Here is a 24,486-nt window from a genome sequence, read left to right on the forward strand (position 1 = left end):
GAATTAAAGGTCAAATTTCACTTCGTCTAATAGCTTAATTGCCGCTTCGTGGTTGGCTGCAATATCGTCTAGAGAAAGCTTGTCTGCTTTAAAGTCACCCCAAGATTCCACAAGCTCAGAACGCTTCACGCCTTCTTTAACTGGGTACTCATAGTTAACTTCTGCGTACATTTGCTGCGCTTTGTCACCCGTTAGGAATTCCATTAGCTTCACAGCATTGTCTTTGTTTGGAGAGTACTTCGCCATCGCCATACCAGAGATATTCACGTGAGTGCCTGTAGTCTCTTGGTTAGGGAAGTTGATGTAAACTGCATCAGCCCAAGCCTTTTGCTCTTTGTCGTTAACCATTTTACCTAGGTAGTAGCTGTTACCCAGAGAAACATCACATAGGCCTTCTTTGATCGCTTTAACTTGTGCACGGTCGTTGCCTTGTGGTTTGCGAGCAAGGTTTGCTTTCACGCCTTCCAACCACTCTTTGGTTTCTGCTTCGCCATTGTGAGCAATCATTGCTGAAACTAGAGAAACGTTGTACGGGTGCTTACCGCTACGAGTACAAATTTTACCTTTGAACTCTGGCTTAGCTAAGTCTGCGTAGTTGAAATCTGCGCCTAGTTTACCTACGCGATCACGTGATGAATAAACGCTACGAGAACGTAGAGTTAGAGCAAACCACTCATTCTCTTTATCTTGGTATTGAGCAGGTACGTTTTCTTCAATGATTTTGCTATCGACTTTCTGAACTAAACCTTTGTTTGTCAGTTCAGCTAGACGGCTGATGTCTGTCGTAAGAATAACGTCAGCAGGGCTGTACTCACCTTCTTGAGCTAGCTTTTCTGCTAAGCCTTTTTTAGCAAATTTTACGTTTACTTTGATGCCAGTTTCTTTAGTGAACTCATTGAACATAGGTTCAACTAGGAAAGGTTGACGGTAAGAGTAGACGTTCACTTCTTCAGCAGCCATTGCTGTTGGAGCTAGAGTAGCGCAAGTTAGTGCTGAAAGAGTTAGCAGTTTTTTCATTGTTTAATCCTTTACCATGCTAATGATAACGTTTATCAGTTGCGTTATTATATGTATGTTCAATAAGAAGACAATGACGAATATTAAAAAACCTGCTCATCGGAGCAGGTTTTATTGTGTTAAGTGTGTAACCATTTATTACAAGCTAATGATTATTTCACCGTAACAAACTCTGGGTAAGCACCAACACCACAATCATGCATGTCCATACCTTCCATTTCTTCATCTTCTGTAACGCGAATCCCAACGGTTGCTTTCAAGATTGCCCACACAACTAGGCTGGCACCAAATACCCAAGCAAAGATAACTACGGCACCTAAAAGCTGTGCACCAAACGTTGCATCACCGTTGCTCAGTGGCACTACCATTAGGCCGAAGAAACCACACACACCGTGAACTGAGATAGCACCTACTGGATCGTCAATTTTAAGTTTATCTAGAGCAATGATACTGAATACTACTAGTGCACCCGACACCGCACCAATCGCAACCGCGTACAGTGGTGATGGCGATAGAGGGTCTGCAGTGATGGCAACCAAGCCAGCTAGCGCGCCATTGAGGATCATCGTTAAATCGGCTTTACCCCAAGTAGTTTTACAAACGAATAGCGCCGCAATTGCACCGGCAGCCGCTGCTGCGTTAGTGTTTAGAAAGATCTGACCTACCGCTGTAGCATTCTCAAAATCTGAAACCATCAACTGAGAGCCACCGTTAAATCCAAACCAGCCAAACCAAAGGATAAAAGTACCCAACGTTGCCAAAGGCATGTTAGAACCTGGAATCGGATAGATTTCACCATTTTTACCGTACTTACCCTTACGCGCGCCAAGCAGTAACACACCAGCAAGAGCAGCAGAAGCACCAGCCATATGTACGATACCAGAACCCGCAAAGTCACTAAATCCAGCTTCTGCTAGGAAGCCTCCACCCCATGTCCAGTAACCTTCCATTGGATAGATAAACGCAGTTAAAATCGCAGAGAAAATCAAGAAAGACCAAAGCTTCATGCGCTCAGCTACCGCACCAGAAACGACGGACATGGCAGTTGCAACGAAGACAACTTGGAAGAAGAAGTCAGACTCTAAAGAGTGGTCGGCCCCTTCACCTTGAGTACCAATTAGCGTACCAAATGAAGGTAACCAGCCTCCTTCTCCATTATCGACATACATGATGTTATAACCGACAATCAGAAACATCGTACATGCGATGGCGTACAAACAGATGTTCTTCGTAAGAATTTCTGTTGTGTTTTTAGAGCGCACAAGGCCAGCCTCTAGCATCGCAAAGCCTGCTGCCATCCACATTACCAACGCACCGGAAATGAGGAAGAAAAAGGTGTCAAGTGCGTAACGTAACTCGGTTACTGTTGTTGCTAATTCCATAATAAGTATCTCCAATCCTTTGAATTCTTAAAGTGCTTCTGCGTCCATTTCGCCAGTTCGGATACGCACCGCTTGGTTCAGATCGTAAACAAAAATTTTACCGTCGCCGATTTTTCCGGTTTGCGCAGCTTTTGTAATTGCTTCAACAACACGATCTACATTGTCTGCGTGAGTCGCGATTTCAATTTTCACCTTTGGTAGGAAATCAACTTGATACTCTGCACCGCGATACAATTCCGTGTGACCTTTTTGACGACCGAACCCTTTAACTTCTGATACTGTCATCCCTTCGATACCGACATCAGCCAATGCTTCTCGTACATCGTCTAATTTAAACGGCTTAATAATGGCATTGATTATTTTCATTGAGTTATCTCCGAAGCTTTCATCCTGAAACACTTCTTATAATCCAATCTACGTGCCAAGTTTTTAAGTCATTGAATAATAAAAGCTAACCTCAATTTACATATCTATAAACAAAAAGAGCGCACCATATCGGTGCGCCCTTTTCACAAATTTAAAGCAACGGCAGAGAAATTACCCAAAACTGTGCATTAAATGTTCAAAAAGTCTTTCCATTGTTCGATAAGTGTCATGAAATCCTCTATCCCACAACTTGCTGTACTTTCTGCATTGTAGAAGTCGAACTCACTTTCCATCTCGACATCATATTCATGGGCTAATGCGTTTTCTTGTACAAGAACTTCGTCGCCCTGAATCATCAAGCTAATTTCCGTGCCTGTCAGGTTATGCTCCTGAGAAGGCGCTAAAAATGACCGCTCAATTAGCTTTTCAACCTGTGCAATCTTCATCGGATCTTTGCCAATTTCTTCTTGCAACCAGCGCCCTACAATCTCATGTCCCATGCTACATTTTACGTAGTACTCGCCCATCAACGTGTTACGAATGAATTCAAATTCCACCGAGATTGCCTATTTCGTATCAATTTGGTGCGAGTATAGCGAATTGCTCCCATAAAAAAAGCACCTCATGTGAGGTGCTTTTGAATTGTGCATTTCTGATTATGCCGGTTCTTGGAAGATCACTTCGTCCGCTTTCTTGGTGTATTGATCCATTTTATGGAAGTTCAAGTAGCGGTACGTATCCGTTGCCGTAGCGTCGATTTGCTTCGCGTATTCTAGGTATTCTTCTTTGGTTGGAATCTTACCTAGAATTGCACCTACTGCAGCTAGCTCAGCTGACGACAGGTAAACATTCGCACCAGTACCCAGACGGTTCGGGAAGTTACGCGTTGAAGTCGACATTACTGTTGATTTATCTGCAACACGCGCTTGGTTACCCATACAAAGTGAACACCCTGGCGTTTCAATACGCACCCCTGCACGTCCGAAGATACCGTAGTAGCCTTCTTCAATCAGTTGGTCTTTATCCATCTTTGTTGGTGGCGCTACCCAAAGGCGCGTCGCTAACTGGCCATTGAACTTATCAAGCAATTTACCTGCTGCGCGGAAGTGACCGATGTTCGTCATACAAGAACCGATGAACACTTCATCAATCGCTGTGCCTTGTACTTCAGACAACAAGCGAGCGTCATCTGGGTCATTCGGTGCACATAGTACTGGCTCATTGATTTCAGCCATATCGATTTCAATCACATGTGCGTATTCAGCGTCTTTATCTGCTTGCATCAGCTCAGGGTTTGCTAGCCACTCTTGCATTGCAGTAATGCGGCGCTCGATAGTACGGCGATCACCGTAGCCTTCAGAGATCATCCACTTCAGCATCACGATGTTAGAGTTTAAGTACTCTTCGATCGACTCTTGAGACAATTTCACAGTACAACCTGCCGCCGAACGCTCTGCAGATGCATCAGAAAGCTCAAATGCTTGCTCAACCGTTAGCGTTTCTAAGCCTTCAATCTCAAGGATACGGCCAGAAAATTCGTTGATCTTGCCCGCTTTCTCTACCGTTAGTAGACCTTGCTGAATCGCGTAGTAAGGGATGGCATGAACAAGATCACGCAGTGTAATACCCGGTTGCATTTCACCTTTAAAACGAACCAAGATTGACTCTGGCATGTCTAGCGGCATAACGCCTGTCGCAGCTGCAAAGGCAACCAAGCCCGAGCCAGCTGGGAATGAAATACCCAGAGGGAAACGAGTATGTGAGTCACCACCCGTACCGACAGTATCCGGTAGTAGCATACGGTTCAGCCATGAGTGGATAATACCGTCACCAGGACGAAGAGATACACCACCGCGGTTCATAATAAAGTCCGGAAGTGTATGGTGAGTGTTAACGTCTACTGGTTTTGGATAAGCCGATGTGTGACAGAAAGACTGCATGACAAGATCAGCAGAGAAGCCGAGACACGCCAAGTCTTTAAGTTCATCACGAGTCATAGGGCCTGTAGTATCTTGCGAGCCTACTGTCGTCATCTTCGGCTCACAGTAGGTACCAGGGCGAATGCCTTCTACGCCACACGCTTTACCAACCATTTTCTGTGCAAGCGTGTAACCCTTGCCAGAATCTGCGATTTCACCAGGTTTACGGAATACATCCGAAGGCTCAAGACCTAGAGACTGGCGCGCTTTGTCTGTCAAACCACGACCGATGATCAATGGGATACGACCACCAGCACGAACTTCATCAATCAGTACTTCTGTTTTTAGCGAGAACTCAGCTAGAACCTCACCAGTTTCGTGGTTGCAAACTTTACCTTCATATGGGTAAACATCGATAACATCGCCCATGTTGAGCTTAGTTACGTCAACTTCGATTGGTAGTGCGCCAGCATCTTCCATTGTGTTAAAGAAGATAGGGGCAATTTTGCCACCAAGCACATACCCACCAGCTCGTTTGTTTGGAACGTAAGGGATATCATCACCCATAAACCAAAGCACTGAGTTGGTTGCAGATTTACGTGAAGAGCCAGTACCAACAACATCACCAACGTAAACCAATTGATGACCTTTGTCTTTTAACTCTTCAATTTGCTTGATCGGGCCAATAGTACCCGGTTGATCAGGGTTTATTCCTTCACGCTCGTTTTTAAGCATCGCCAGTGCGTGTACTGGGATATCAGGACGAGACCAAGCGTCAGGTGCAGGTGAAAGGTCATCCGTGTTCGTTTCACCTGTTACTTTAAATACGGTTAGAGTGACTTTTTCTTCAAGCTTAGGCTTAGAAAGGAACCACTCAGCATCAGCCCATGATTGAAGTACTTTCTGTGCATGCGCATTGCCTGCTTTTGCTTTCTCTTCTACGTCATAGAAAGCATCAAACATTAGCAGCGTATGAGACAGCGCTTTTACTGCGATCTCTGCCAGTGCTTCATCATCCAATAGCTCAACTAGCGGTTCGATGTTGTAACCACCTTGCATAGTGCCTAGCAGTTCAGCCGCTTTTTCACGACTCACTAATGGTGATTTAACTTCACCTTTTGCTACTGCTGTTAGGAAACCCGCTTTTACATAAGCAGCTTCATCAACACCTGGAGGGATACGGTTTTCAAGTAGGTCAAGAATGACTTTTTCTTCACCTTCCGGGGGATTTTTCAGAAGTTCTACAAGTCCAGCAACTTGTTCTGCGTCTAGCGGTTTAGGAACAACTCCTTCAGCAGCACGCTCTTCGACGTGTTTACGGTAGGCTTCAAGCACGACTTTTTCCTCTCATTGCGGTTCCTCCTCTATTATTACTATTGTTAAAGTAAAGGAGTGAACATCCTTGGAAACTTGGCTCTCCATTGCCCTTGTTTTCATTCAATTATGATTGAGAAACAGCGCCGTAGAGGCCAAACTGTGGGCAAAATAATAGCAAATTTAACCTTAAATTAAAATCTTATCATTTTGACCAACATAGCAACTTACGACTAAAGTTCTGCTAATTTTGACCAAATATGCCAAGTTTTTGCTTTCTCATACCCGATTAATTAAACGATGTTCCTACGATCAAATACACAGCATCCAAATCTTGCTCGGTACGACCGTATGCCAACATTATTGGTCCTATTGGTGAGTCAACACCAAAGAAGATGGAGCCAGCATTGTAAAGCGGCGCTTCGTTTAGTTTCAGATCATTATCAGACCAAACACCGCCATATTCGACCGATGCACCCAGGTAGACTGGAGCTTCAAACAATCCGAAATCATTATCAAACCACTTATATCGGTACACCAAACTGCTGAAAAATAAGTTCTGTCCGATCAGGCTATTTCTTGGGATTCCCGATAGGCTTAAGAAGCCGCCCAACTCTCTGGGATCAAGCGGTAAAGATGAGTTTTTACTCTCTACAAAACTATATTCAGCATGTCCGACTAAAGTATGACGCTGATGACTCACTGCACCTTTAAATCGTGCAGAGATTTCATAAACGGTATCTTCAATAATTTTGTCAGTTTCTAAAAGGCTAACGCCTTGAGGACTTTGATCATGAGACACTAAATATTCGAGATCGACTAAAAGCCCACGAGTCGGAAATGCGAAATCATCAAGTGTATCTAGGCGATAATTGGCAAACAGGCCACGACGTTCAAAATCCAATTTACCAGCAGAAGCCAAAGTAGAAAGCTCAATATCTCCGGTTGAGTAGCGAGCGCCAAATCGAAGTTCTTGCCACAATGTGGGTTGGATACCTATCGCTAACTCTGTTGTAAAATCATCGTAAGTGACCGGAAAAAAATCATTTACTGACTCTAAATCTGGTGCTTGAGGCTCTGTTAAAGGTAAGTTTCGGCTCTCACTGCCATAGGAAATACGCCCCGATACAAAAAGTTCTTGGCTAGATAAAACAGGGGAATACAACTCAGCTTCAATCAGCTTATCCGTGCCCATTTCTACGTTGAACGCCAACTCCGCGCCATGAGAGTTCAAGTTGGTAAAGTTGGTTGATATCCCTATGCCGTACTGGCTATCTGTATCGAAGTCATCTTCAAGAAAAAATCGGAAGTTGAGATAATTAGGCCCCCACGACTTCTCGTTAACATCAAAAACCAACAATGTCTCACCATCAACCTCTTCAAAGTGATAAGTGATGAGCTCGAACCGATCTAACGCGTAGAGGTTTTCAACGGCTTTCTCAATTTCGGCCGTTGAAATACGACGTCCGGTTTCTAATTCAATACGATTCGTCAACAACACATCGCTGTAGTGCGTGTTATTTACAATCACAATGTCATCAACCACACGCTGATCGCCATAAATCAAAGTTTTACGAACTTCTTGTTTGCGGTCGATGTATTTTTGATAGTCCGCGTTGGACAAGCGTAACTCTTTCAGCTTGTCTTTTAATTGCTTGGTAATATCGTACCCAGCTTGAAAAGCCCAAGGCATTTTGTCGAACTCGACGGTTTCCATGGTGCCCACATTGGGACGAATATAGATATCTTGAGGTTCAAGCTCGTCCACTTGCTGTTGTGTACTACGACGAACGAGATAGTTAGAGAGTTGGTCCGCGACAGTAAACAGCCCCGTAAATTCATCTTCGGTTTTGTAATCGGTGCTAATATCGACGGCAATAACGACATCAGCCCCCATGGCGCGAGCCACATCGACAGGCATGTTATTGACGACGCCGCCATCAACAAGCATATGGCCATTGAGCTTATAAGGAGGAAGCGCTCCTGGTACAGACATGCTAGCCATCATTGCATCAACAAGGTAACCATTGCCCAGTACGACTTCTTCTAGGGCAAGAATATCTGTCGCAACAGAACGATAGGGAATGGCAAGATCATCAAAAGAATCGAATCGCCCTAAGTTCCCTGTAGTCTCACGCAATACTCGCAACATGTTCTGGCCTTGCACCACACCCGTTGGTGCTCGTACCTCACCGAATCTTAAGCCGAGGTCGGTATTAATTTGATAGCGGTCTTCATACTCTTTGTCACGAACTCTACGTTGGCTACGGTCAACACGATCTCGATAACCGCTGCCCCAATCGACGGTGTAGATAAAACTCTCGATTTCATCAGCACTCATCCCCGTGGCATAAAGCCCACCCACATAGGCGCCCATACTGGTACCGGTCACAATATCCACAGGAATCTGCATTTCTTCCAATGCTTTTAAAACTCCAATGTGTGCCGCCCCTTTCGCTCCGCCACCAGCAAGCACAACCGCCACCTTTGGTCGAGGTTCCAAGTCATCCGTTTTTGTTAGAGAGTTTGCGAGGGAAACAGAAGGAGTGATCATCAAAAAGGTACTAACCCAAAGCGCAAAGTTGCGAACCGATGGGCTTGATAACAGCTTTTTGAACATTCACTTCTTCCTTTATTGAATATCTGATCAAGTAGGGCGTGCTAGCAGTACTGTACTAACACGCCCTAATATGTACTAAGAATTAATCAGATAAACAAGCTAATGTTGTTGATTTGGCGATGCTACCAATCAAATATGCTATTTAACCAGTTTGATTTCTTCTCACACTGTTGCTTTATCTGACCGGTTTTATCCCAAACCGGCAGTTTGTAATCACTACGGCAGTTCATTTCTAAACCTCCATCAGATGTAGGCTTGAACCCTAATGTGGTGATTTCTCTTGGCCATGGGAGCTCTAAGCGCTCAGGAATACGCTGCTTCAAGTACTCTGCGTACACTCGTAATGCACCACTCGACCCCGTTAGATTCACGGGTTTATTATCGTCGCGGCCTAGCCAAATTGTCGTCACCTCACGACCATCTACACCGACAAACCAACTATCGCGGTTGTCATTACTGGTACCCGTTTTTCCTGCCAATGCAGCCCAACCAAACTGGCTTTGTAAGAAGCGGCCAGTGCCTTGAGCAACCCCTTGTTTCATCGCGTAGGTCGTTAGCCATGCAGCTTGTTCATCCACGGCTCTTGATGAACGAGGCAAGGATTGATACAGCACATTACCTTCCATATCCATGACTGAGCGCAGAGCGGTCAGTTTTGCACGCTTACCTGAATTCGTCAGAGTCTGATACATCTGTGCAACTTCGAATGGCGTCAAAGAAAACGAACCCAAAAACATCGAAGGCACTGGGCGAATTTCGTCTTTGTTCACGCCCAAACGCTCTAAAGTATTGGACACTTCAGGAATGCCAAGTGCCATACCTAAGCGCACGGTTGGTACGTTAAGTGATTTCGCTAAAGCAATGTAAAGTGGCACATCACCACGATATTTTCTATCGTAGTTGCGCGGCGTCCACACGTTACCTTTACTGCTCTTCAGACTTAACGGCGTGTCGTGTAGCGTCGTGCCTAGGTTGTATTTATCCGGTTGTTCTAGAGCCGTTAAGTAAATCGCTGGTTTCACTAAAGAACCAATTGGACGACTGGCATTGAGCGCGCGGTTAAAGCCTTCATAACCGACACGTTTACCACCAACCATCGCACGGATTTCACCACTATGGCGATCAACGGCCACAGCAGCGGCTTCTAACTCTTTACCACCCCGTTTAGCTAGTTCTGGGATCTTTTTCGCGATAGCTTGTTCCATTTTGCTTTGCGATACTGGGTCCAGAGACGTAAACACGCGCAGTCCGGTCTCTGCTTTAAATCGCTCCCCAACTTTTTCTTTTAATTCAATGCTCAATTGTTGGAAATAAGCTGGCTGACGGCTCGCAATACGTGGCTTGCTTTGCGTATCGAGTGGACGACTTACAGCTTGTTCATACTGCTCTGAAGTCAACATGTTTTGCTGCATTAACAGGCGCAGAACGAGATCACGACGCTCTTTCGTTCTCTCAGGGTAACGAATTGGGTTGTAGTAAGACGGTCCTTTTACCATCCCAACTAACATCGCCAATTGATCGATTCGCAACTCCTGAATTGGCTGCCCAAAATAATAACGCGACGCCAAGCCAAACCCGTGGATCGCTTCACCTCCACTTTGACCTAGGTACACTTCGTTTAGGTAGGCTTCTAAGATACGATCTTTGCTGTAACGGTAATCCAAAATTAGCGCGATATACGCTTCTCGAACTTTACGCCACAGTGTTTTATCACGAGTCAAAAACAGGTTTTTTGCCAATTGCTGAGTCAGCGTACTACCACCTTGAACAGTACGACCCGCCTTAATGTTCGCAACCAATGCACGTGCAATCGCGAGCGGTGACACCCCGTCATGTTGATAAAAATCCCGGTCTTCGGTCGCAAGCAGTGCATCCACCAAAATTTCAGGGAACTGATCACGACGTAAGAAAAGGCGCTGTTCATCACGGTCTTTCTCCAGCATGCCCAACATCTTCGGTTCTAGGCGCAAGTAACCAAGGTCTCCTCGAGATTCTAAAGACTGAATACGTTGCAAGCCGGAATCAGAGAAATGCAGCATAATGTGACGATCCGGCTCGGGACCATCGGCAAACTCGAATGGACGACGAATCAATTCAATCCGAGTGGAAGAAGAGGAATATTCGCCTGGGTAACGAGGTTGACTCACTTTACGGTAATTCAACACATCTAGCTCGTTGCGCAGTTCTTGGATGGTGATATTCTCACCAGGGCTTAGATTCAAGATACGGGCATAAACCACCGTTGGCAGCTCAAACAGCTGACCTTCAAAGCGTTCTTTCACCACACTATCTAAGTAAATCCCAACAAACAGCAAAACAGCGGCAAGTGCAACGCCAGCTTTCCAGCTAAACGACCACAGAACTTTCAACCACGAACGTTTCTCGTTAGTCGGCTTTTTACTCGGCGTACGTCGAGTCTGTTTTGCGGTTCCTTTATTGGTTGTACTTTTCTTCGCTGGCGCTTTTTTCGCGCTAGGCTTCTTGCTGTCAGTCATTATTCAATTGTCTTTTTGTTTTCGTTGTTGCTACATGATTGGCAGGATCATCTGGCCAAACGTGTTTTGGGTAGCGCCCTTTCATCTCTTTTTGAACGTCTTTGTAGCTTCCGTTCCAGAAAGCCGCCAAGTCCGACGTTACTTGCAATGGACGTTGTGCCGGTGAAAGCAGTTCAAGCACCAAACGCTTGCGGCCAAGAGCCACCGTTGGGGAACCACTCTCCCCAAATACTTCTTGCATACGCACCGATAATATCGGCTCATGGCCATATTGGTAACGGATACGCTTCTTTGAACCTGTGGGCAGTTGGTAATGCTCAGGTAACCATTCATCCAGTTGTTGATTGAGTGGCCAACCTAATCGAGCATTAAGCGCTTCGACCAAGTTTATCTTGCTCAGGTCTTTAACCGAACTGACAGACGTCATGTATGGTTCTAACCACTCCTCTAATGAATCCAGCAAACTGACTTCATCAAACATTGGCCATGACTGCTCAGGTAACCATTCCACCGCACAACGAATCCGAGCTAACAAGCTCTCCGCTGCCGGTGTCCAGTTTAGACTCTGTAAGCCCTGGCGGCGGACATACGTGAGTAAAGCTTGTGTCATTTTTTCTTTGCCCGGGCTTGGCAACGGCTCGCGTTCAACGACCAGCAGACCGAGTTTTGTTTGTCGCTCAGCTATTAGGCGGCCTCTTTTTTCATCCCAGTCCACTACTTCTTCAGACGAAAATAGCGTATCAAAGGTCGTTCGCAATATATTGACATCCAATTCACATGCCGAATGAATTTGACTTGAATTAGAATGAGAACGCATTAAGTCAACGGCAACCAAATACTCACAGCCACCTAGCATGTCTTCCTGACGACATTCTGCACCATGACCATTAGCCAAAGTAAATCGCCCAAATTGATTTGTGCGCTGCTGTGCAATGCGATCTGGAAATGCCAAACTTAACACCAGCGGTAATGCATCTTCATCCACGCCTTTCAGGTCAAATACCGTATCCAATTTGTACGCCAGAGATTGAGCACGCTTGAACAACATCGACTTTTTTGGATGAGTACCAACAAGCCAACGATGCAAGCTATAAGCGATATTGGTAACATTTCTCTCTGGCTCTTCAATCAGTGCGACCGCCGCCAAAGCAGCATTTAACATCTTATCACTGTAAGATTGCGCTTTAATTAGCATCGCAGCCGCACGAGGCTCAACGCCTAGTTCATGCGCCTGTTTTCCTTCGGACGTTAATTGCCCTTTTTCCGTCAGTAGTCCCAATGACACCAATAGCTGCTTCGCTTGTTCCAATGACGCATTAGCGGGAACATCAAGCCACTTTAGATCGTGGATATCACTCGCTCCCCAAAAGGCAAGCTCCATAACTAAACTAGCTAAATCGGAATGCAAAATTTCGGGTTGGGGAACCAGCGGTTGCTGCTTGAACTGGTTTTCAGAATAAAGACGAACACAAATGCCCTCTTCTATTCGTCCCGCTCGTCCTGCACGCTGAATCGCTGAAGACTGTGCAATGCGTGTTTGCTCTAAGCGTGTTAAACCGTTTTTCAAATCAAAGCGGGCAACACGCTCTAACCCAGAATCAACGACGAGGCGAATGCCTTCAATCGTTAGTGAAGTTTCTGCAATGTTGGTCGCTAGAACGACTTTACGCTTACCTTGTTCTGCTGGCGTAATCGCTTTTTGTTGTTCTGCAAAACTCAGTTGACCATAAAGTGGGCATACGTCGATATCATCCGCTAAATGAGACAACCGCTCTTCAACTTGTTTTATGGCACCAACACCCGGTAGGAAAGCTAACAAAGATCCAGACTCTTTGTTCATAAGACTTTCTATTGTTTTTGCCATACTCGTAGGTAAATGCTCGTTCACACCTAACGGCTGGTAGCGCATTGCCACATCAAAGCTCCGCCCTTCAGATTCAATGTAACTGGCTTCCGGCAACAACGATTGTAATGCTTGTTGGTCAAGCGTTGCCGACATTACCACCAGCTTGAGATCGTCTCGCAATGCCTCTTGAACTTCTAAACTGAATGCCAAAGCGGTATCAGCATGAATGCTGCGTTCATGAAACTCATCAAAGATCAGTAGATCAACCCCATCCAGTTCAGGGTCAGTTTGAATCATCCGAGTCATGATCCCTTCGGTTACGATCTCCAGCTGCGTTGCTGAGCTTACCTTTGCCTCACCACGGACTCGATAACCCACGCGTTGACCAACTTGTTCTCCCAATTGCTCAGCAAGATAACGGGCAATGTTACGCGCCGCGAGTCGTCTTGGCTCAAGCATGATGATTTTTCCAGCAACCGAATGATTTAAAAGTAACTGCAAAGGGAAGTAAGTCGACTTACCGGCACCAGGCGCCGCTTTTACGATCACTTGATGTTGATTTTTGACCGCCGTCAGCAACTCAGGCATCACGGCTTCAATCGGCAATTGTGACAAAGGAAATACCTTATGGTGTAATGATGGCAACATTGTACATAAAAAATTTTTTGTCTAAATAAGCAAATGCATTTCACACCCGCTTTAGAGTCCGCCACTCTACTCAAACGCTATAAACGCTTTCTTGCCGATATCGAGCTCGATACTGGTGAAATCCGTACAATCCACTGCGCAAATACAGGTGCAATGACGGGTTGTGCAACACCCGGAAACAAAGTTTGGTTTTCTACTTCCGACAACCCGAAACGAAAATACCCCAATAGTTGGGAGTTGAGTGAGACCGAACAAGGCCACCGTATTTGCATCAACACCGCGCGTGCCAATCAATTAGCCGTAGAGGCTATTGAAAATAATGTCATTTCAGAGCTTTATGGTTATGACACACTTCAAACTGAGGTGAAATACGGTAATGAAAATAGCCGAATTGATATCTTGCTCAGCGCAGACGACAAGCCAAAGTGCTATATAGAAGTGAAAAGCGTCACTCTTCTTGATGAGACCGACTCTACTGGACAAGGATACTTCCCAGATGCGGTCACGACTCGGGGACAAAAACACCTGAGAGAGCTCACAGAAATGGCACAAAATGGAAGTAGGGCCATACTTTTATTCACTGTTTTACATTCAGGTATTGAAAAAGTATCCGCGGCGCACCATATAGACGCGAAATATTCACTATTACTCAAACAAGCACAAGACGCTGGAGTGGAAGTTCTCTGCTACAAAGCTGAACTGAGCGATACTGGAATGAAGCTGATTTCCGCTATTGATTTTATCAATTAAGAGAAAAAATGATGTCGTCTTCACATTGACGATAACTTTGCGATTCAGTATTTGCTTGCACCGCCTCTTTTTGCTATAGATACCCGCCTTAAATTGACTGCGTAGCAGTTGACTAGGTGTAAGTAGGAGATGCTGTATGCCAGAATCAAAGAAGAAAACGATAGGCATCCTAGCCATTGCCGGCGTGGAGCCATATCAGGAAAAACCTGGTGAAGAGTACATGTCACCAGAGCAGGTTGAACACTTTACGAAAATCTTAACAGCTTGGCGCGACCAGCTAAGAGCTGAAGTGGATCGTACTGTTCACCACATGCAGGACGAAGCAGCAAACTTCCCAGATCCAGTTGACCGCGCCTCTCAAGAGGAGGAGTTCAGCCTAGAACTGCGTAACCGTGACCGCGAACGCCGTTTGATCAAGAAGATTGAAAAGACTTTGGATAAAATCAAAGAAGACGATTTTGGCTTCTGTGAGTCTTGTGGCGTAGAGATTGGCGTTCGCCGTCTTGAAGCACGTCCAACAGCTGACCTTTGTATTGACTGTAAAACACTTGCAGAAATCAAAGAGAAGCAAATGCAAGGTTAATCACCCAGCATTATGATTGTTGAAGGGAGCTCAGGCTCCCTTTTTGTTTTGGCTATCTTCGCACCCTATTTGTTTACTAAATTCGAGATACACGCATGACACGCTATGTAGGTCGATTCGCCCCATCTCCTTCTGGTCCACTGCATTTTGGTTCACTGATTGCCGCTCTTGGCAGTTATTTTCAAGCGAAAGCACAAAACGGAGCTTGGTTAGTACGTATTGAGGACTTAGACCCACCAAGAGAAATGCCAGGTGCAGCGCAACTTATCCTAGAGGCACTCAAGGCCTATCAGCTGCATTGGGATGGAGAAGTGGTATACCAGAGCGAACGTCACGACCTTTACCAAGCTCAAATAAACAAATGGCTCGAAAATGGAGAAGCCTATTATTGCCAATGTACTCGTAAGCAAATTAAAGAGCATGGCGGTTTTTATCCTGGCACTTGCCGCGATAAAAACTTGAAAGAAGGCGCGATTCGCCTAAAAATGACCAAGTCTGTCGCTCATTTCCTCGACCAAAAGCGGGGAACCATTACTATTCCAGAGCAACTCGTTAATGAAGATTTCATTATTAAACGTCGAGATGGATTATTTGCTTATAATCTTGCGGTAGTATTGGACGACATCGACCAAGGCGTCACAGAAGTCGTGCGAGGTGCAGACTTAATCGAGCCGACAGGGCGTCAAATTAGCCTGTACCAAATACTTGGTCAGCCTGAAGTTAGCTACTTGCATTTACCATTGGCGATGGACAACAACGGCAATAAATTGTCGAAACAAAATCACGCGACGGCTATTGATATAGATACACCAAAACCTACTCTATTGCGCGCCATGACATTTTTAGGTTTCGAGATACCTGAAACCGTAAGGGCGGCCAACATAGAAGATATTCTTCGTTGGGGCTGCGAAAACTGGCGGTTGGAACAGCTTCCAGCAGAGATCGAGATCACACCGTGATTCTCAAATGGCATTGTGTAGGCTATCATTAGCCGCAAATTAGGCCCTAGAGGCGTATAAAACTAACCAAAGCAAGATTGGATTAAACCCAGTTATTGCCAGATGCACATGAATACAAACGACTATACACCAAGCGAACCTGCCACAATTCCAGAGCTCGCTCTCAATGTAATAACTCGTGAAGAGCACAACATTTCGCGTAAGCAGATCAGTGATAATGCGCTGAAGGTACTGTACCGCCTAAATGGTGCTGGTTTCGATGCTTTTCTTGTGGGTGGCGGGGTTCGAGACTTACTGCTTGGACAAAAACCAAAAGATTTTGACATTGCGACCAACGCAACGCCGGAACAGATCAAACAGCTATTTCGTAACTGCCGTTTGATTGGTCGCCGCTTCCGCTTGGCTCATATTATGTTTGGCCGAGACATCATTGAGGTTGCGACATTCCGTGGTCACCACCAAGAGCAAAAGAATAAGAGCATTTCTCAGCAATCAAAAGAGGGTATGCTGCTGCGTGACAACGTCTACGGCACCATCGATGAAGATGCTGAGCGCCGTGATTTCACGATTAACTCGATGTACTACAACATCGCAGATTACTCGATTCACGACTACGCACGTGGTATTGAAGATTTAGAAGATCGCCTAATTCGACTTATTGGTGATCCAGAAACACGCTACCGTGAAGACCCTGTGCGCATGCTGCGTGCGGTTCGTTTCGCGGTAAAACTAGACTTTGATATTGAAGAAGACACCGCAGCGCCAATCGAACACATGGCACCGTTGCTCGGTGACATTCCGTCAGCGCGTCTTTTTGAAGAGTCACTCAAATTATTGCAATCCGGTCATGGCTTAGAAACCTACCACCTACTGCGTGAGTACAACCTATTCCAGCAACTATTCCCGACGATTGCAGCGCACTTTACAGAAGATTACTCCTCTCACACTGAGCAGATGTTGGATCTTGTCCTAGATTCTACCGACATGCGCATCGAAGATGGGAAACGCATCAATCCAGCATTTATGTTTGCTGCAATGCTGTGGTACCCACTGTGTGCGAAAGCCGATGAACTGATGGAAGAGCGCAACTTAGGCCATTACGACGCCATTATGGAAGCGAGCAACATCATTCTTGACGAGCAAGTTCGCACAATTGCCATTCCAAGACGCCACACCGCAACCATTCGCGAGATTTGGCAGTTACAGCTTCGTCTTCCACGACGTAACGGTAAACGCGCATTCCGTCTTATGGAGCTCAATAAATTTAGAGCTGGCTTTGATTTTCTTGAAATGCGCGGTGAAATTGAAGGTGGTGACACTCAGAAGCTTGCCAAGTGGTGGGAAACTTTTCAAAATGCAGGCCGAGAAATGCGTCAAGCAATGGCTGCCGACTTAGACGGTCAATCACCGAAAACAGGCCAGCGCCGCCGTAAAACTTATCGCAAGAAAAAGAGTAAGCCCAAATCATGATTACAGCGTACATTGCGGTAGGCAGTAACTTGGCTGATCCTGTCAGCCAAGCGAAGCAAGCGATTGAAGCATTAAAAACGCTGCCTAAATCAGAGTTTGTTCAAGCTTCTTCGCTATACAGCAGCACGCCAATGGGGCCACAAAACCAACCGGATTACATCAATGCGGTTGTGTCTATTAACACCAGTTTGACGCCTATTGAATTGCTCAATTGCACACAAGCTATAGAGCAAGAACAAGGGCGTGTCCGTAAAGACGAACGCTGGGGACCAAGAACCTTGGACCTCGACATTGTGCTTTATGGCAATGAGGTGATTAATTCCGAGAGGCTGATCGTTCCTCATTATGGAATGAAAGAGCGTGAATTCGTACTCTACCCTCTTGCGGAAATTGCACCAAGTTTACAACTCCCTGATGGGACCGAGGTCTCTAAACTACTGGAACAAGTAGATAGAAACGGCCTCAGTATCTGGCAGTCATAGCCAACTCCTAGTAAGGATAAAACCATGAAAAAAATGACCATCAACGACCTAATCAAGTGGAAGCAAGAAGGTCGTAAATTTGCTACTTCAACCGCTTATGATGCGAGCTTTGCCCAACTGTTTGAAAGCCAAGAAATGCCAGTACTTCTTGTCGGTGATTCTCTAGGTATGGTTTTGCAAGGTCACAACGATACTCTACCAGTAACGGTCGATGATATCGCTTACCATACTCGTTGCGTACGCGCTGGTAGCCCAAATTGTTTGTTGATGGCAGACATGCCATTCATGAGCTACACCACCCCAGAGCAAGCTTGCGAAAATGCGGCTAAACTGATGCGTGCTGGTGCCAATATGGTAAAAATTGAAGGTGGTGACTGGCTTGTCGACACGGTGAAAATGCTCACTGAACGATCAGTTCCAGTTTGTGCTCATCTTGGTTTAACTCCTCAAGCTGTTAATATTTTTGGTGGTTACAAAATCCAAGGTCGCGATCAAGAAAAAGCAGACCGCATGGTAAAAGACGCATTAGCACTGCAAGAAGCAGGCGCTCAAATCGTCTTACTAGAATGCGTACCAGCTGAGCTTGCTGAACGTATTACGCAAGTGCTTGACGTTCCTGTTATCGGTATTGGTGCAGGTAACGTAACAGATGGTCAAATTCTCGTAATGCATGATATGTTTGGTATTTCTGCCAACTACATGCCGAAATTCTCCAAAAACTTTCTTGCTGAAACAGGTGATATGCGCAAAGCCGTTACTAAATACATTGAAGATGTAGCCAACGGTGTATTCCCAGACGACGCTCATACCATTGCCTAGAGGATAAATGCATGCAAACTTTTGCGGAAATCTCAGCAGTTCGTGAACACCTTAAAACCTTTAAACGTGAAGGTCGTAAAGTGGCGTTTGTCCCTACCATGGGCAACCTTCACGAAGGCCACTTAACTTTAGTGCGTAAAGCACGCGAATACGCTGATATCGTTGTCGTAAGCATCTTTGTTAATCCGATGCAGTTTGATCGTGCAGACGATTTAAATAATTACCCACGCACGCTAGAGGAAGACTTAAGCAAGTTAACCTCTGAAGGGGTCGATGTGGTATTTACGCCAACACCAGAAGTTATCTACCCTGAAGGTCTGGATAAGCAAACCTTCGTCGATGTCCCTGGCCTATCAACAATTCTCGAAGGCGCGTCTCGACCAGGTCATTTCCGTGGCGTGACGACGATTGTGAATAAGCTGTTTAACATCGTACAACCGGATGTCGCGTGCTTCGGCGAGAAGGACTTCCAACAACTTGCTGTTATCCGCAAGATGGTTGATGACCTAGCAATGGACATTGAAATCATCGGTGTACCAACCGTACGTGAAATGGACGGTTTAGCAATGAGTTCACGCAATGGCTTGCTTACGCTGGACGAGCGTCAACGTGCGCCTGTACTTGCTCGTACAATGCGTTGGATCAGCAGTGCCATTCGCGGTGGCCGCGATGACTACGCATCGATCATCGAAGATGCAAGCGACCAACTTCGAGCTGCAGGTCTGCACCCTGATGAGATCTTCATTCGTGATGCTCGTACATTACAAGTGATCACACCAGAAACGACACAAGCTGTCATTCTGATGTCTGCGTTCCTAGGCAAGGCTCGTCTTATCGATAACCAAACGGTAGATATGGTTGTCGAAGCGAAGGAAGAAGCTGAATCTAACAATACAAACTCAGAGAGCGCAGAGTAAGCTCTGAGTCATAAAAGTAAAAAGGTCGACTCTTAGTCGACCTTTTTTATACTCTACGTATAGACGCAATCTAACCCTTCAGGGCGAGTTTTAAACCGCTTGTGCAGCCACATCCACGCTGGAATATCACGTTTTATCATTTTCTCAAGCTCTTGGTTCAAGATGCTTGCCGCTTTAACCGCATTACGTCTCTCGAAACGCTCGCTAATGTCTTTTCCAATGTACAGCGTGTAATGGTGATTTTTACTCACTGTAACGCCAGATATAACCGCGCACTTTGTTGCATCAATGAGAACACTAGACCCGACTGTACTCGCCGCTTGTTCAACAGCAAAAAACGGCGCAAAAACAGAATGGCTAACGCCATAATCATGGTCGGGCAAATACCAAAGTCGATGACCACTCTTCAGAACTTTGAGCATTGATTTCACGTCTTTTCGATCAATCATTTGATGTCCAAAACGAGTTCGACCTCGATGTTGAATAAACTCATAAGCAGGATTCGAATTTGGGCGATAAACGCCATAGCCTTGGGCAAACTGGCTAAAAATACGAGCGGTTATCTCCAAGTTTAAATGGTGACTGCACACCACCAACACACCACGTCCATTCTTTTCCTCAGCGAGTAAACGATCTTTTCCAACAATAGAGGTTATCCGACGTATCCGCCAATCTGGCCAAAACCAGGCGATACCGGTTTCGATGATCGCCATTCCAGTATATTGAAAGTTTTTTCGTACTACGTCCTTACATTGCCAATCCGTAAAATCAGGGAAACACAGCTGGAGATTACGCAGAGCGATCTTGTGTCGGCGCTTCATTACATGCATCGCAATACAGCCGATGCTTCTACCTAAGATTCGCAATACTACGTATGGCAGTACATTAACAAGAATCGCTAAAGATCCAAATGCCAGCCATACAGACCAATATTTGGGCTTAAGTAACTGATAGGAGAAAGGCGGCGGCGGGACAATATTCATAGGATCACTCATTTATTACAAATGATTGAAACCTACCATGATAAAAACCGAAAAATTGTATGGGTATGTATTGTTATGCACGCGAAAGAGCAGCGTGAATCGCCGCTCTTTGCTTTATGAGAATGGCTTAGCTTCTTAGCCCAATCCCTTTGGTTACTAGATAATGCGCGATGGCATACAGTGCAACAACAAACACTGCGAGTACACTAAATGAAGTGACAATGCCCACATCCGAGACACCTAAAAAGCCGTAGCGGAACGCATTCACCATGTAGACGATTGGGTTGATCTTAGAAACGCCTTGCCAAAATTCAGGCAGCAGACTGATCGAATAAAAGACTCCTCCCAAGTAAGTTAAAGGAGTCAATACAAACGTAGGGATGATCGAAATATCGTCAAACGTTTTTGCGTAAACCGCATTGATCAAGCCACCGAGAGCAAATACAACCGACGTCATGAAGACAGTCGCGACAATAATGCCCCAGTGCTCCACTTGCAAATCAACGAACAAAAGTGACACACAAGTAACAATTGCACCGACCAACAAACCTCGAGTCACGCCGCCCATAACATAGCCAGCAATAATCACATAGTTTGGTACCGGTGCCACCAGCAGTTCTTCAATGTTCTTCTGTAGCTTTGCACTAAAGAATGACGACGCCACGTTCGAGTATGAGTTGGTGATCACCGACATCATGATCAAACCTGGAACAATGTACTCCATGTAACTAAAGCCGCTCATCTCACCAATTCGAGAGCCAATAAGATTACCGAAAATGATGAAGTACAACGTCATCGTAATGGCTGGCGGCACTAAGGTTTGCACCCAAATACGTGTAAAACGAGTGACTTCTTTGCTCAGCAAGCTGCGAAATGCCGTCCAATATAAACCGTACATTTAATTACTCCCCTCTCTTACAATGCTGACAAACAACTCTTCAAGTCGGTTGGCTTTGTTACGCATTGAGAGAACTTTAATGCCATGCTCTGTTAACTGACTGAATACCGAATTCAATCCTTGGCTTTTATCTAGTTCTATCTCTAAAGAGCCATCAACAATACTTTGTCGATTAACACCTTCAAGCTCAGGCACCTCGACTTCTGACTCAATATCCAAGATAAATGTCTCGACGCTTAGCTTACCTAGTAACGCCTTCATGGTGGTATTTTCAATCAGCTCACCACGATTAATAATGCCGATATTTCGACACAGCATCTCCGCTTCTTCTAGGTAGTGTGTCGTTAAAATAATCGTAATTCCTTGCTCTTGGTTGATCTCTTTCAGAAACCCCCACATTGAGCGGCGTAGTTCAATATCCACTCCAGCCGTTGGTTCATCTAAAATGAGTAATTGCGGCTCGTGCATCAAAGCTCTTGCGATCATTAAACGACGCTTCATCCCACCGGATAGGTTACGAGCACGCTCTTGGCGTTTTTCCCATAAATCCAATTTTTTCAGGTATTTTTCTGCTCTTTCTTTGGCTAACACTTTAGACACACCGTAATAGCCAGCTTGCTGCATCACAATTTGCTCAACGGTTTCAAACTGGTTGAAGTTGAACTCCTGTGGCACCAAGCCTAAATTCTGCTTGGCCAATTCGAGGTCGGTATCAATGTCATAACCGAAAACTTTCGTCGTTCCGGAGGTTTTATTCACTAAGGAGGAAATGATGCCAATCGTGGTCGATTTTCCTGCACCATTGGGACCCAGAAGCGCGTAGAAGTCACCCTTTTTCACTTGGAGACTTATACCTTTTAACGCCTCAAAGCCACCTGCATACGTCTTGCGCAATTGTTCAATTTCTAATGCGTACATAAGGTCTTGATTGCCGTTTGTTTGTGATTACTAATACCGACTCATATTTAGCAGCGGTTTACTACAAAATCGCCTTGGGTATCGTACTGGAGGTCCATCAGTTTATCGTTGAATAACGATGATTACAAATAAACCTTTCGATAATATTGGAAATATAACCCTTACCTCGTAAAGGTTATCTCTAAGTAAGACAAAATAGAGCATAAAAAAACGCAACAGGAAACTGTTGCGTTTTTAACTGTCAGAATGATTACGCCGTTATGCGCTGATACTGGTCTGCCTCAACATGTGCCACCGCCGCATTCAATGCTTCGTAACGGAATTGGTACATATTTTCATCCGGGACAAGGTCAATCACATGGAATTTCTCTAGCTGTTCTCGTGTTCGCTCATTCGGGCATAATAAATACACGGCACAATTGGCATCGAGAGCATCCTTAATCGCATTCTCTAACGCCAAACCGACGGTTACATCAATCATTGGTACATCCGTAAGATCGAGAATCATCACGTCATAGTCCGAAATACTAGAGTGCTGACGTGAAATGGCTTTAGAAACACTAAAGATCATCGGACCGGAAAGATAAAAGAACAGCACTTTACCATTAGCACGATCCAACAAACCACGCTCGCTGTCAGTCAGCGGCACATCATCTTCATCCGCGTCGCTGATCGCTTTTACTTGTCGCGCCTGCTCTCGGCTCAAACGCTCGATGATGATAATGTTCGAGATAAAGACGCCTAAACCCACCGCAACGATAAGATCAACGAATACTGTAAGCAACATAACGCCATACATCACCGCCATTCCGGAAAAGCTTACCTTATGTGCCCTCTGAATAAAGCTCCAGTCTAGGATGTTAAAGCCAACATACACCGCAATGCCTGCTAACACAGCCATCGGGATTGGCTCTGTTAGCCCACCAGCAACCAGTACAACCAACGCCAACATTAGTGCGCGAATCACACCAGATAATGGCGAACGAGCCCCAACTTGGATATTCGTTACCGTCCCCATGGTAGCTCCCGCCCCCGGCAGCGCACCAAACAAGCCAGAGATCATGTTAGCTAACCCTTGACCTCGCAGCTCTTTATCTGAGTCGTGTTCTTTACGAGTTAATGAGTCACCGATAACCGCCGTTAACAAAGTATCAATACAACCTAACGTGCCGAGCACTAATGCATCAATGACCATCTCGACAAACATATCTGTGTCAATATAAGGGGCGACGAGAGAAGGTAACCCAGCAGGAATTTCACCGATACGACGAATATCTTCTGTATCAAAGAGAATCACAGACAATAAAGTCACCGCGACCAATGCCACGAGCTGTGCAGGAACGTATTTACGATATTGCTTAGGGAAGAAAAAAAGAATCCCCAAAGTCAGTAGTCCCAAAAACAACTCACTGAACTTAAGGTTAGAAATGGTCTCCGGCAAAGCAGATAACGTTCCGAGTACTCCCCCTGAAGGCGCAGCATGCCCCATCAAAGGCGATAACTGCAGAATGATAAGAATCACACCTATGCCAGACATAAACCCAGAAATAACGCTGTAAGGCATCAAGGTAACGTATTTACCCAGTTTTAACGTCCCCAATAGGATTTGGAACGCTCCAGCCATCATGACAACCGTGAAAGTCATAGCCATGCCCGTTTCTGGGTATTTCGCCATCATACTGGTTAATACTGCGGTCATGATTACCGTCATTGGCCCTGTCGGTTCTGATATTAACGTATTAGAACCACCAAATAACGAGGCAAACAAACCGACCATTATTGCCCCCCAAAGGCCGGCCTCAGCACCGGCTCCGGATGCAACACCAAACGCTAACGCCAGAGGGAGAGAGATAATCGCCGTGGTTACCCCGCCAAATACATCCCCTTTGAAATTGATATCTTCAAAACGACTACCGAACACTGCTGATTTTCCCTGCATTCAATTTTAAAAAGTAAAATATCACTACTTTAACGAGCTAGGCGAAAATTTAAACCATAAATAGATTAAGGCTAAATTCACACCACAAATAGTTTCACCAGATTTTACTTTTTTCTTAATGAAAACTAGTCAGATGAGTCCTATCTGACGAATATTTAACG

Annotated in this window: 19 protein-coding genes; 7 read left to right on the forward strand and 12 right to left on the reverse strand. The window is 45.3% G+C overall.

Going from position 1 to position 24,486, the window contains the following annotated elements:
- Nucleotides 1-3: 3 nt before the first annotated feature.
- From R7190_RS16345 to hrpB, 8 genes are all read right to left on the reverse strand, one after another.
- Entirely contained in the window at nucleotides 4-1,017 is a 1,014-nt protein-coding gene (locus R7190_RS16345; RefSeq protein WP_005386566.1) for a Fe(3+) ABC transporter substrate-binding protein, read from the reverse strand.
- 152 nt (nucleotides 1,018-1,169) lie between these two features.
- Entirely contained in the window at nucleotides 1,170-2,399 is a 1,230-nt protein-coding gene (locus R7190_RS16350; protein WP_047102648.1) for an ammonium transporter, read from the reverse strand.
- Between the two features lie 27 nt (nucleotides 2,400-2,426).
- Entirely contained in the window at nucleotides 2,427-2,765 is a 339-nt protein-coding gene (locus tag R7190_RS16355; RefSeq protein WP_005386570.1) for a P-II family nitrogen regulator, read from the reverse strand.
- Between the two features lie 188 nt (nucleotides 2,766-2,953).
- Nucleotides 2,954-3,322, reverse strand: a complete 369-nt coding sequence (locus R7190_RS16360; protein WP_182016242.1) for a YacL family protein — start codon at nucleotides 3,320-3,322, stop codon at nucleotides 2,954-2,956.
- Nucleotides 3,323-3,421: 99 nt separating this feature from the next.
- Nucleotides 3,422-6,019: a bifunctional aconitate hydratase 2/2-methylisocitrate dehydratase gene (gene acnB / locus R7190_RS16365; RefSeq protein WP_064368754.1), complete on the reverse strand. Its 2,598-nt coding sequence runs from the start codon at nucleotides 6,017-6,019 to the stop codon at nucleotides 3,422-3,424.
- 268 nt (nucleotides 6,020-6,287) lie between these two features.
- Nucleotides 6,288-8,618, reverse strand: a complete 2,331-nt coding sequence (locus tag R7190_RS16370; protein ID WP_047102650.1) for a patatin-like phospholipase family protein — start codon at nucleotides 8,616-8,618, stop codon at nucleotides 6,288-6,290.
- Between the two features lie 122 nt (nucleotides 8,619-8,740).
- A complete protein-coding gene (gene mrcB, locus R7190_RS16375; RefSeq protein WP_005380020.1) occupies nucleotides 8,741-11,113 on the reverse strand; it encodes a penicillin-binding protein 1B in 2,373 nt (790 codons plus the stop codon).
- Complete coding sequence (hrpB, locus tag R7190_RS16380) at nucleotides 11,106-13,574, reverse strand: ATP-dependent helicase HrpB (RefSeq protein ID WP_186584666.1); 2,469 nt, start codon at nucleotides 13,572-13,574, stop codon at nucleotides 11,106-11,108. The genes mrcB and hrpB overlap by 8 nt, the downstream gene beginning before the upstream one ends.
- 66 nt (nucleotides 13,575-13,640) lie before the next feature.
- On the opposite strand from hrpB, the gene sfsA reads away from it, so the two are divergent.
- From sfsA to panC, 7 genes are all read left to right on the forward strand, one after another.
- Complete coding sequence (gene sfsA, locus R7190_RS16385) at nucleotides 13,641-14,357, forward strand: DNA/RNA nuclease SfsA (protein WP_005380023.1); 717 nt, start codon at nucleotides 13,641-13,643, stop codon at nucleotides 14,355-14,357.
- A gap of 136 nt (nucleotides 14,358-14,493) precedes the next feature.
- On the forward strand, nucleotides 14,494-14,940 hold the full coding sequence (gene dksA, locus R7190_RS16390) for an RNA polymerase-binding protein DksA (RefSeq protein WP_005386584.1): 447 nt from the start codon (nucleotides 14,494-14,496) through the stop codon (nucleotides 14,938-14,940).
- A gap of 95 nt (nucleotides 14,941-15,035) precedes the next feature.
- Nucleotides 15,036-15,899, forward strand: a complete 864-nt coding sequence (gluQRS, locus tag R7190_RS16395) for a tRNA glutamyl-Q(34) synthetase GluQRS (RefSeq protein WP_149192419.1) — start codon at nucleotides 15,036-15,038, stop codon at nucleotides 15,897-15,899.
- A gap of 102 nt (nucleotides 15,900-16,001) precedes the next feature.
- Complete coding sequence (gene pcnB / locus R7190_RS16400) at nucleotides 16,002-17,369, forward strand: polynucleotide adenylyltransferase PcnB (protein ID WP_005386589.1); 1,368 nt, start codon at nucleotides 16,002-16,004, stop codon at nucleotides 17,367-17,369.
- Complete coding sequence (folK, locus tag R7190_RS16405) at nucleotides 17,366-17,851, forward strand: 2-amino-4-hydroxy-6-hydroxymethyldihydropteridine diphosphokinase (protein WP_005380007.1); 486 nt, start codon at nucleotides 17,366-17,368, stop codon at nucleotides 17,849-17,851. Before pcnB ends, folK begins: the two co-directional genes overlap by 4 nt.
- A 24-nt stretch (nucleotides 17,852-17,875) precedes the next feature.
- Nucleotides 17,876-18,670, forward strand: coding sequence for a 3-methyl-2-oxobutanoate hydroxymethyltransferase (panB, locus tag R7190_RS16410; protein WP_005386592.1), 795 nt, complete (start codon nucleotides 17,876-17,878; stop codon nucleotides 18,668-18,670).
- Between the two features lie 11 nt (nucleotides 18,671-18,681).
- Nucleotides 18,682-19,587: a pantoate--beta-alanine ligase gene (gene panC, locus R7190_RS16415; RefSeq protein WP_005380005.1), complete on the forward strand. Its 906-nt coding sequence runs from the start codon at nucleotides 18,682-18,684 to the stop codon at nucleotides 19,585-19,587.
- Between the two features lie 53 nt (nucleotides 19,588-19,640).
- Here panC and R7190_RS16420 read toward each other — a convergent pair whose 3' ends face one another.
- From R7190_RS16420 to R7190_RS16435, 4 genes are all read right to left on the reverse strand, one after another.
- Entirely contained in the window at nucleotides 19,641-20,570 is a 930-nt protein-coding gene (locus tag R7190_RS16420; RefSeq protein WP_137282350.1) for a Kdo(2)-lipid IV(A) acyltransferase, read from the reverse strand.
- A gap of 127 nt (nucleotides 20,571-20,697) precedes the next feature.
- Nucleotides 20,698-21,468, reverse strand: coding sequence for an ABC transporter permease (locus R7190_RS16425; RefSeq protein WP_005386598.1), 771 nt, complete (start codon nucleotides 21,466-21,468; stop codon nucleotides 20,698-20,700).
- A complete protein-coding gene (locus R7190_RS16430; RefSeq protein WP_005380000.1) occupies nucleotides 21,469-22,386 on the reverse strand; it encodes an ABC transporter ATP-binding protein in 918 nt (305 codons plus the stop codon).
- A 250-nt stretch (nucleotides 22,387-22,636) separates the two neighbouring features.
- A complete protein-coding gene (locus R7190_RS16435) occupies nucleotides 22,637-24,307 on the reverse strand; it encodes a SulP family inorganic anion transporter (RefSeq protein ID WP_005379997.1) in 1,671 nt (556 codons plus the stop codon).
- Nucleotides 24,308-24,486: the final 179 nt, after the last annotated feature.

This window comes from Vibrio sp. 1078-1, assembly GCF_033340475.1.

Excerpts from the sequence above, each read along its gene's own strand:
- R7190_RS16345 (WP_005386566.1), bottom strand. The coding sequence starts at position 1,017 with ATGAAAAAACTGCTAACTCTTTCAGCACTAACTTGCGCTACTCTAGCT.
- R7190_RS16350 (WP_047102648.1), bottom strand. The coding sequence starts at position 2,399 with ATGGAATTAGCAACAACAGTAACCGAGTTACGTTACGCACTTGACACC.
- R7190_RS16355 (WP_005386570.1), bottom strand. The coding sequence starts at position 2,765 with ATGAAAATAATCAATGCCATTATTAAGCCGTTTAAATTAGACGATGTA.
- R7190_RS16370 (WP_047102650.1), bottom strand. The coding sequence starts at position 8,618 with ATGTTCAAAAAGCTGTTATCAAGCCCATCGGTTCGCAACTTTGCGCTT.
- mrcB (WP_005380020.1), bottom strand. The coding sequence starts at position 11,113 with ATGACTGACAGCAAGAAGCCTAGCGCGAAAAAAGCGCCAGCGAAGAAA.
- sfsA (WP_005380023.1), top strand. The coding sequence starts at position 13,641 with ATGCATTTCACACCCGCTTTAGAGTCCGCCACTCTACTCAAACGCTAT.
- dksA (WP_005386584.1), top strand. The coding sequence starts at position 14,494 with ATGCCAGAATCAAAGAAGAAAACGATAGGCATCCTAGCCATTGCCGGC.
- gluQRS (WP_149192419.1), top strand. The coding sequence starts at position 15,036 with ATGACACGCTATGTAGGTCGATTCGCCCCATCTCCTTCTGGTCCACTG.
- pcnB (WP_005386589.1), top strand. The coding sequence starts at position 16,002 with ATGCACATGAATACAAACGACTATACACCAAGCGAACCTGCCACAATT.
- folK (WP_005380007.1), top strand. The coding sequence starts at position 17,366 with ATGATTACAGCGTACATTGCGGTAGGCAGTAACTTGGCTGATCCTGTC.
- panB (WP_005386592.1), top strand. The coding sequence starts at position 17,876 with ATGAAAAAAATGACCATCAACGACCTAATCAAGTGGAAGCAAGAAGGT.
- panC (WP_005380005.1), top strand. The coding sequence starts at position 18,682 with ATGCAAACTTTTGCGGAAATCTCAGCAGTTCGTGAACACCTTAAAACC.
- R7190_RS16420 (WP_137282350.1), bottom strand. The coding sequence starts at position 20,570 with ATGAATATTGTCCCGCCGCCGCCTTTCTCCTATCAGTTACTTAAGCCC.
- R7190_RS16425 (WP_005386598.1), bottom strand. The coding sequence starts at position 21,468 with ATGTACGGTTTATATTGGACGGCATTTCGCAGCTTGCTGAGCAAAGAA.
- R7190_RS16430 (WP_005380000.1), bottom strand. The coding sequence starts at position 22,386 with ATGTACGCATTAGAAATTGAACAATTGCGCAAGACGTATGCAGGTGGC.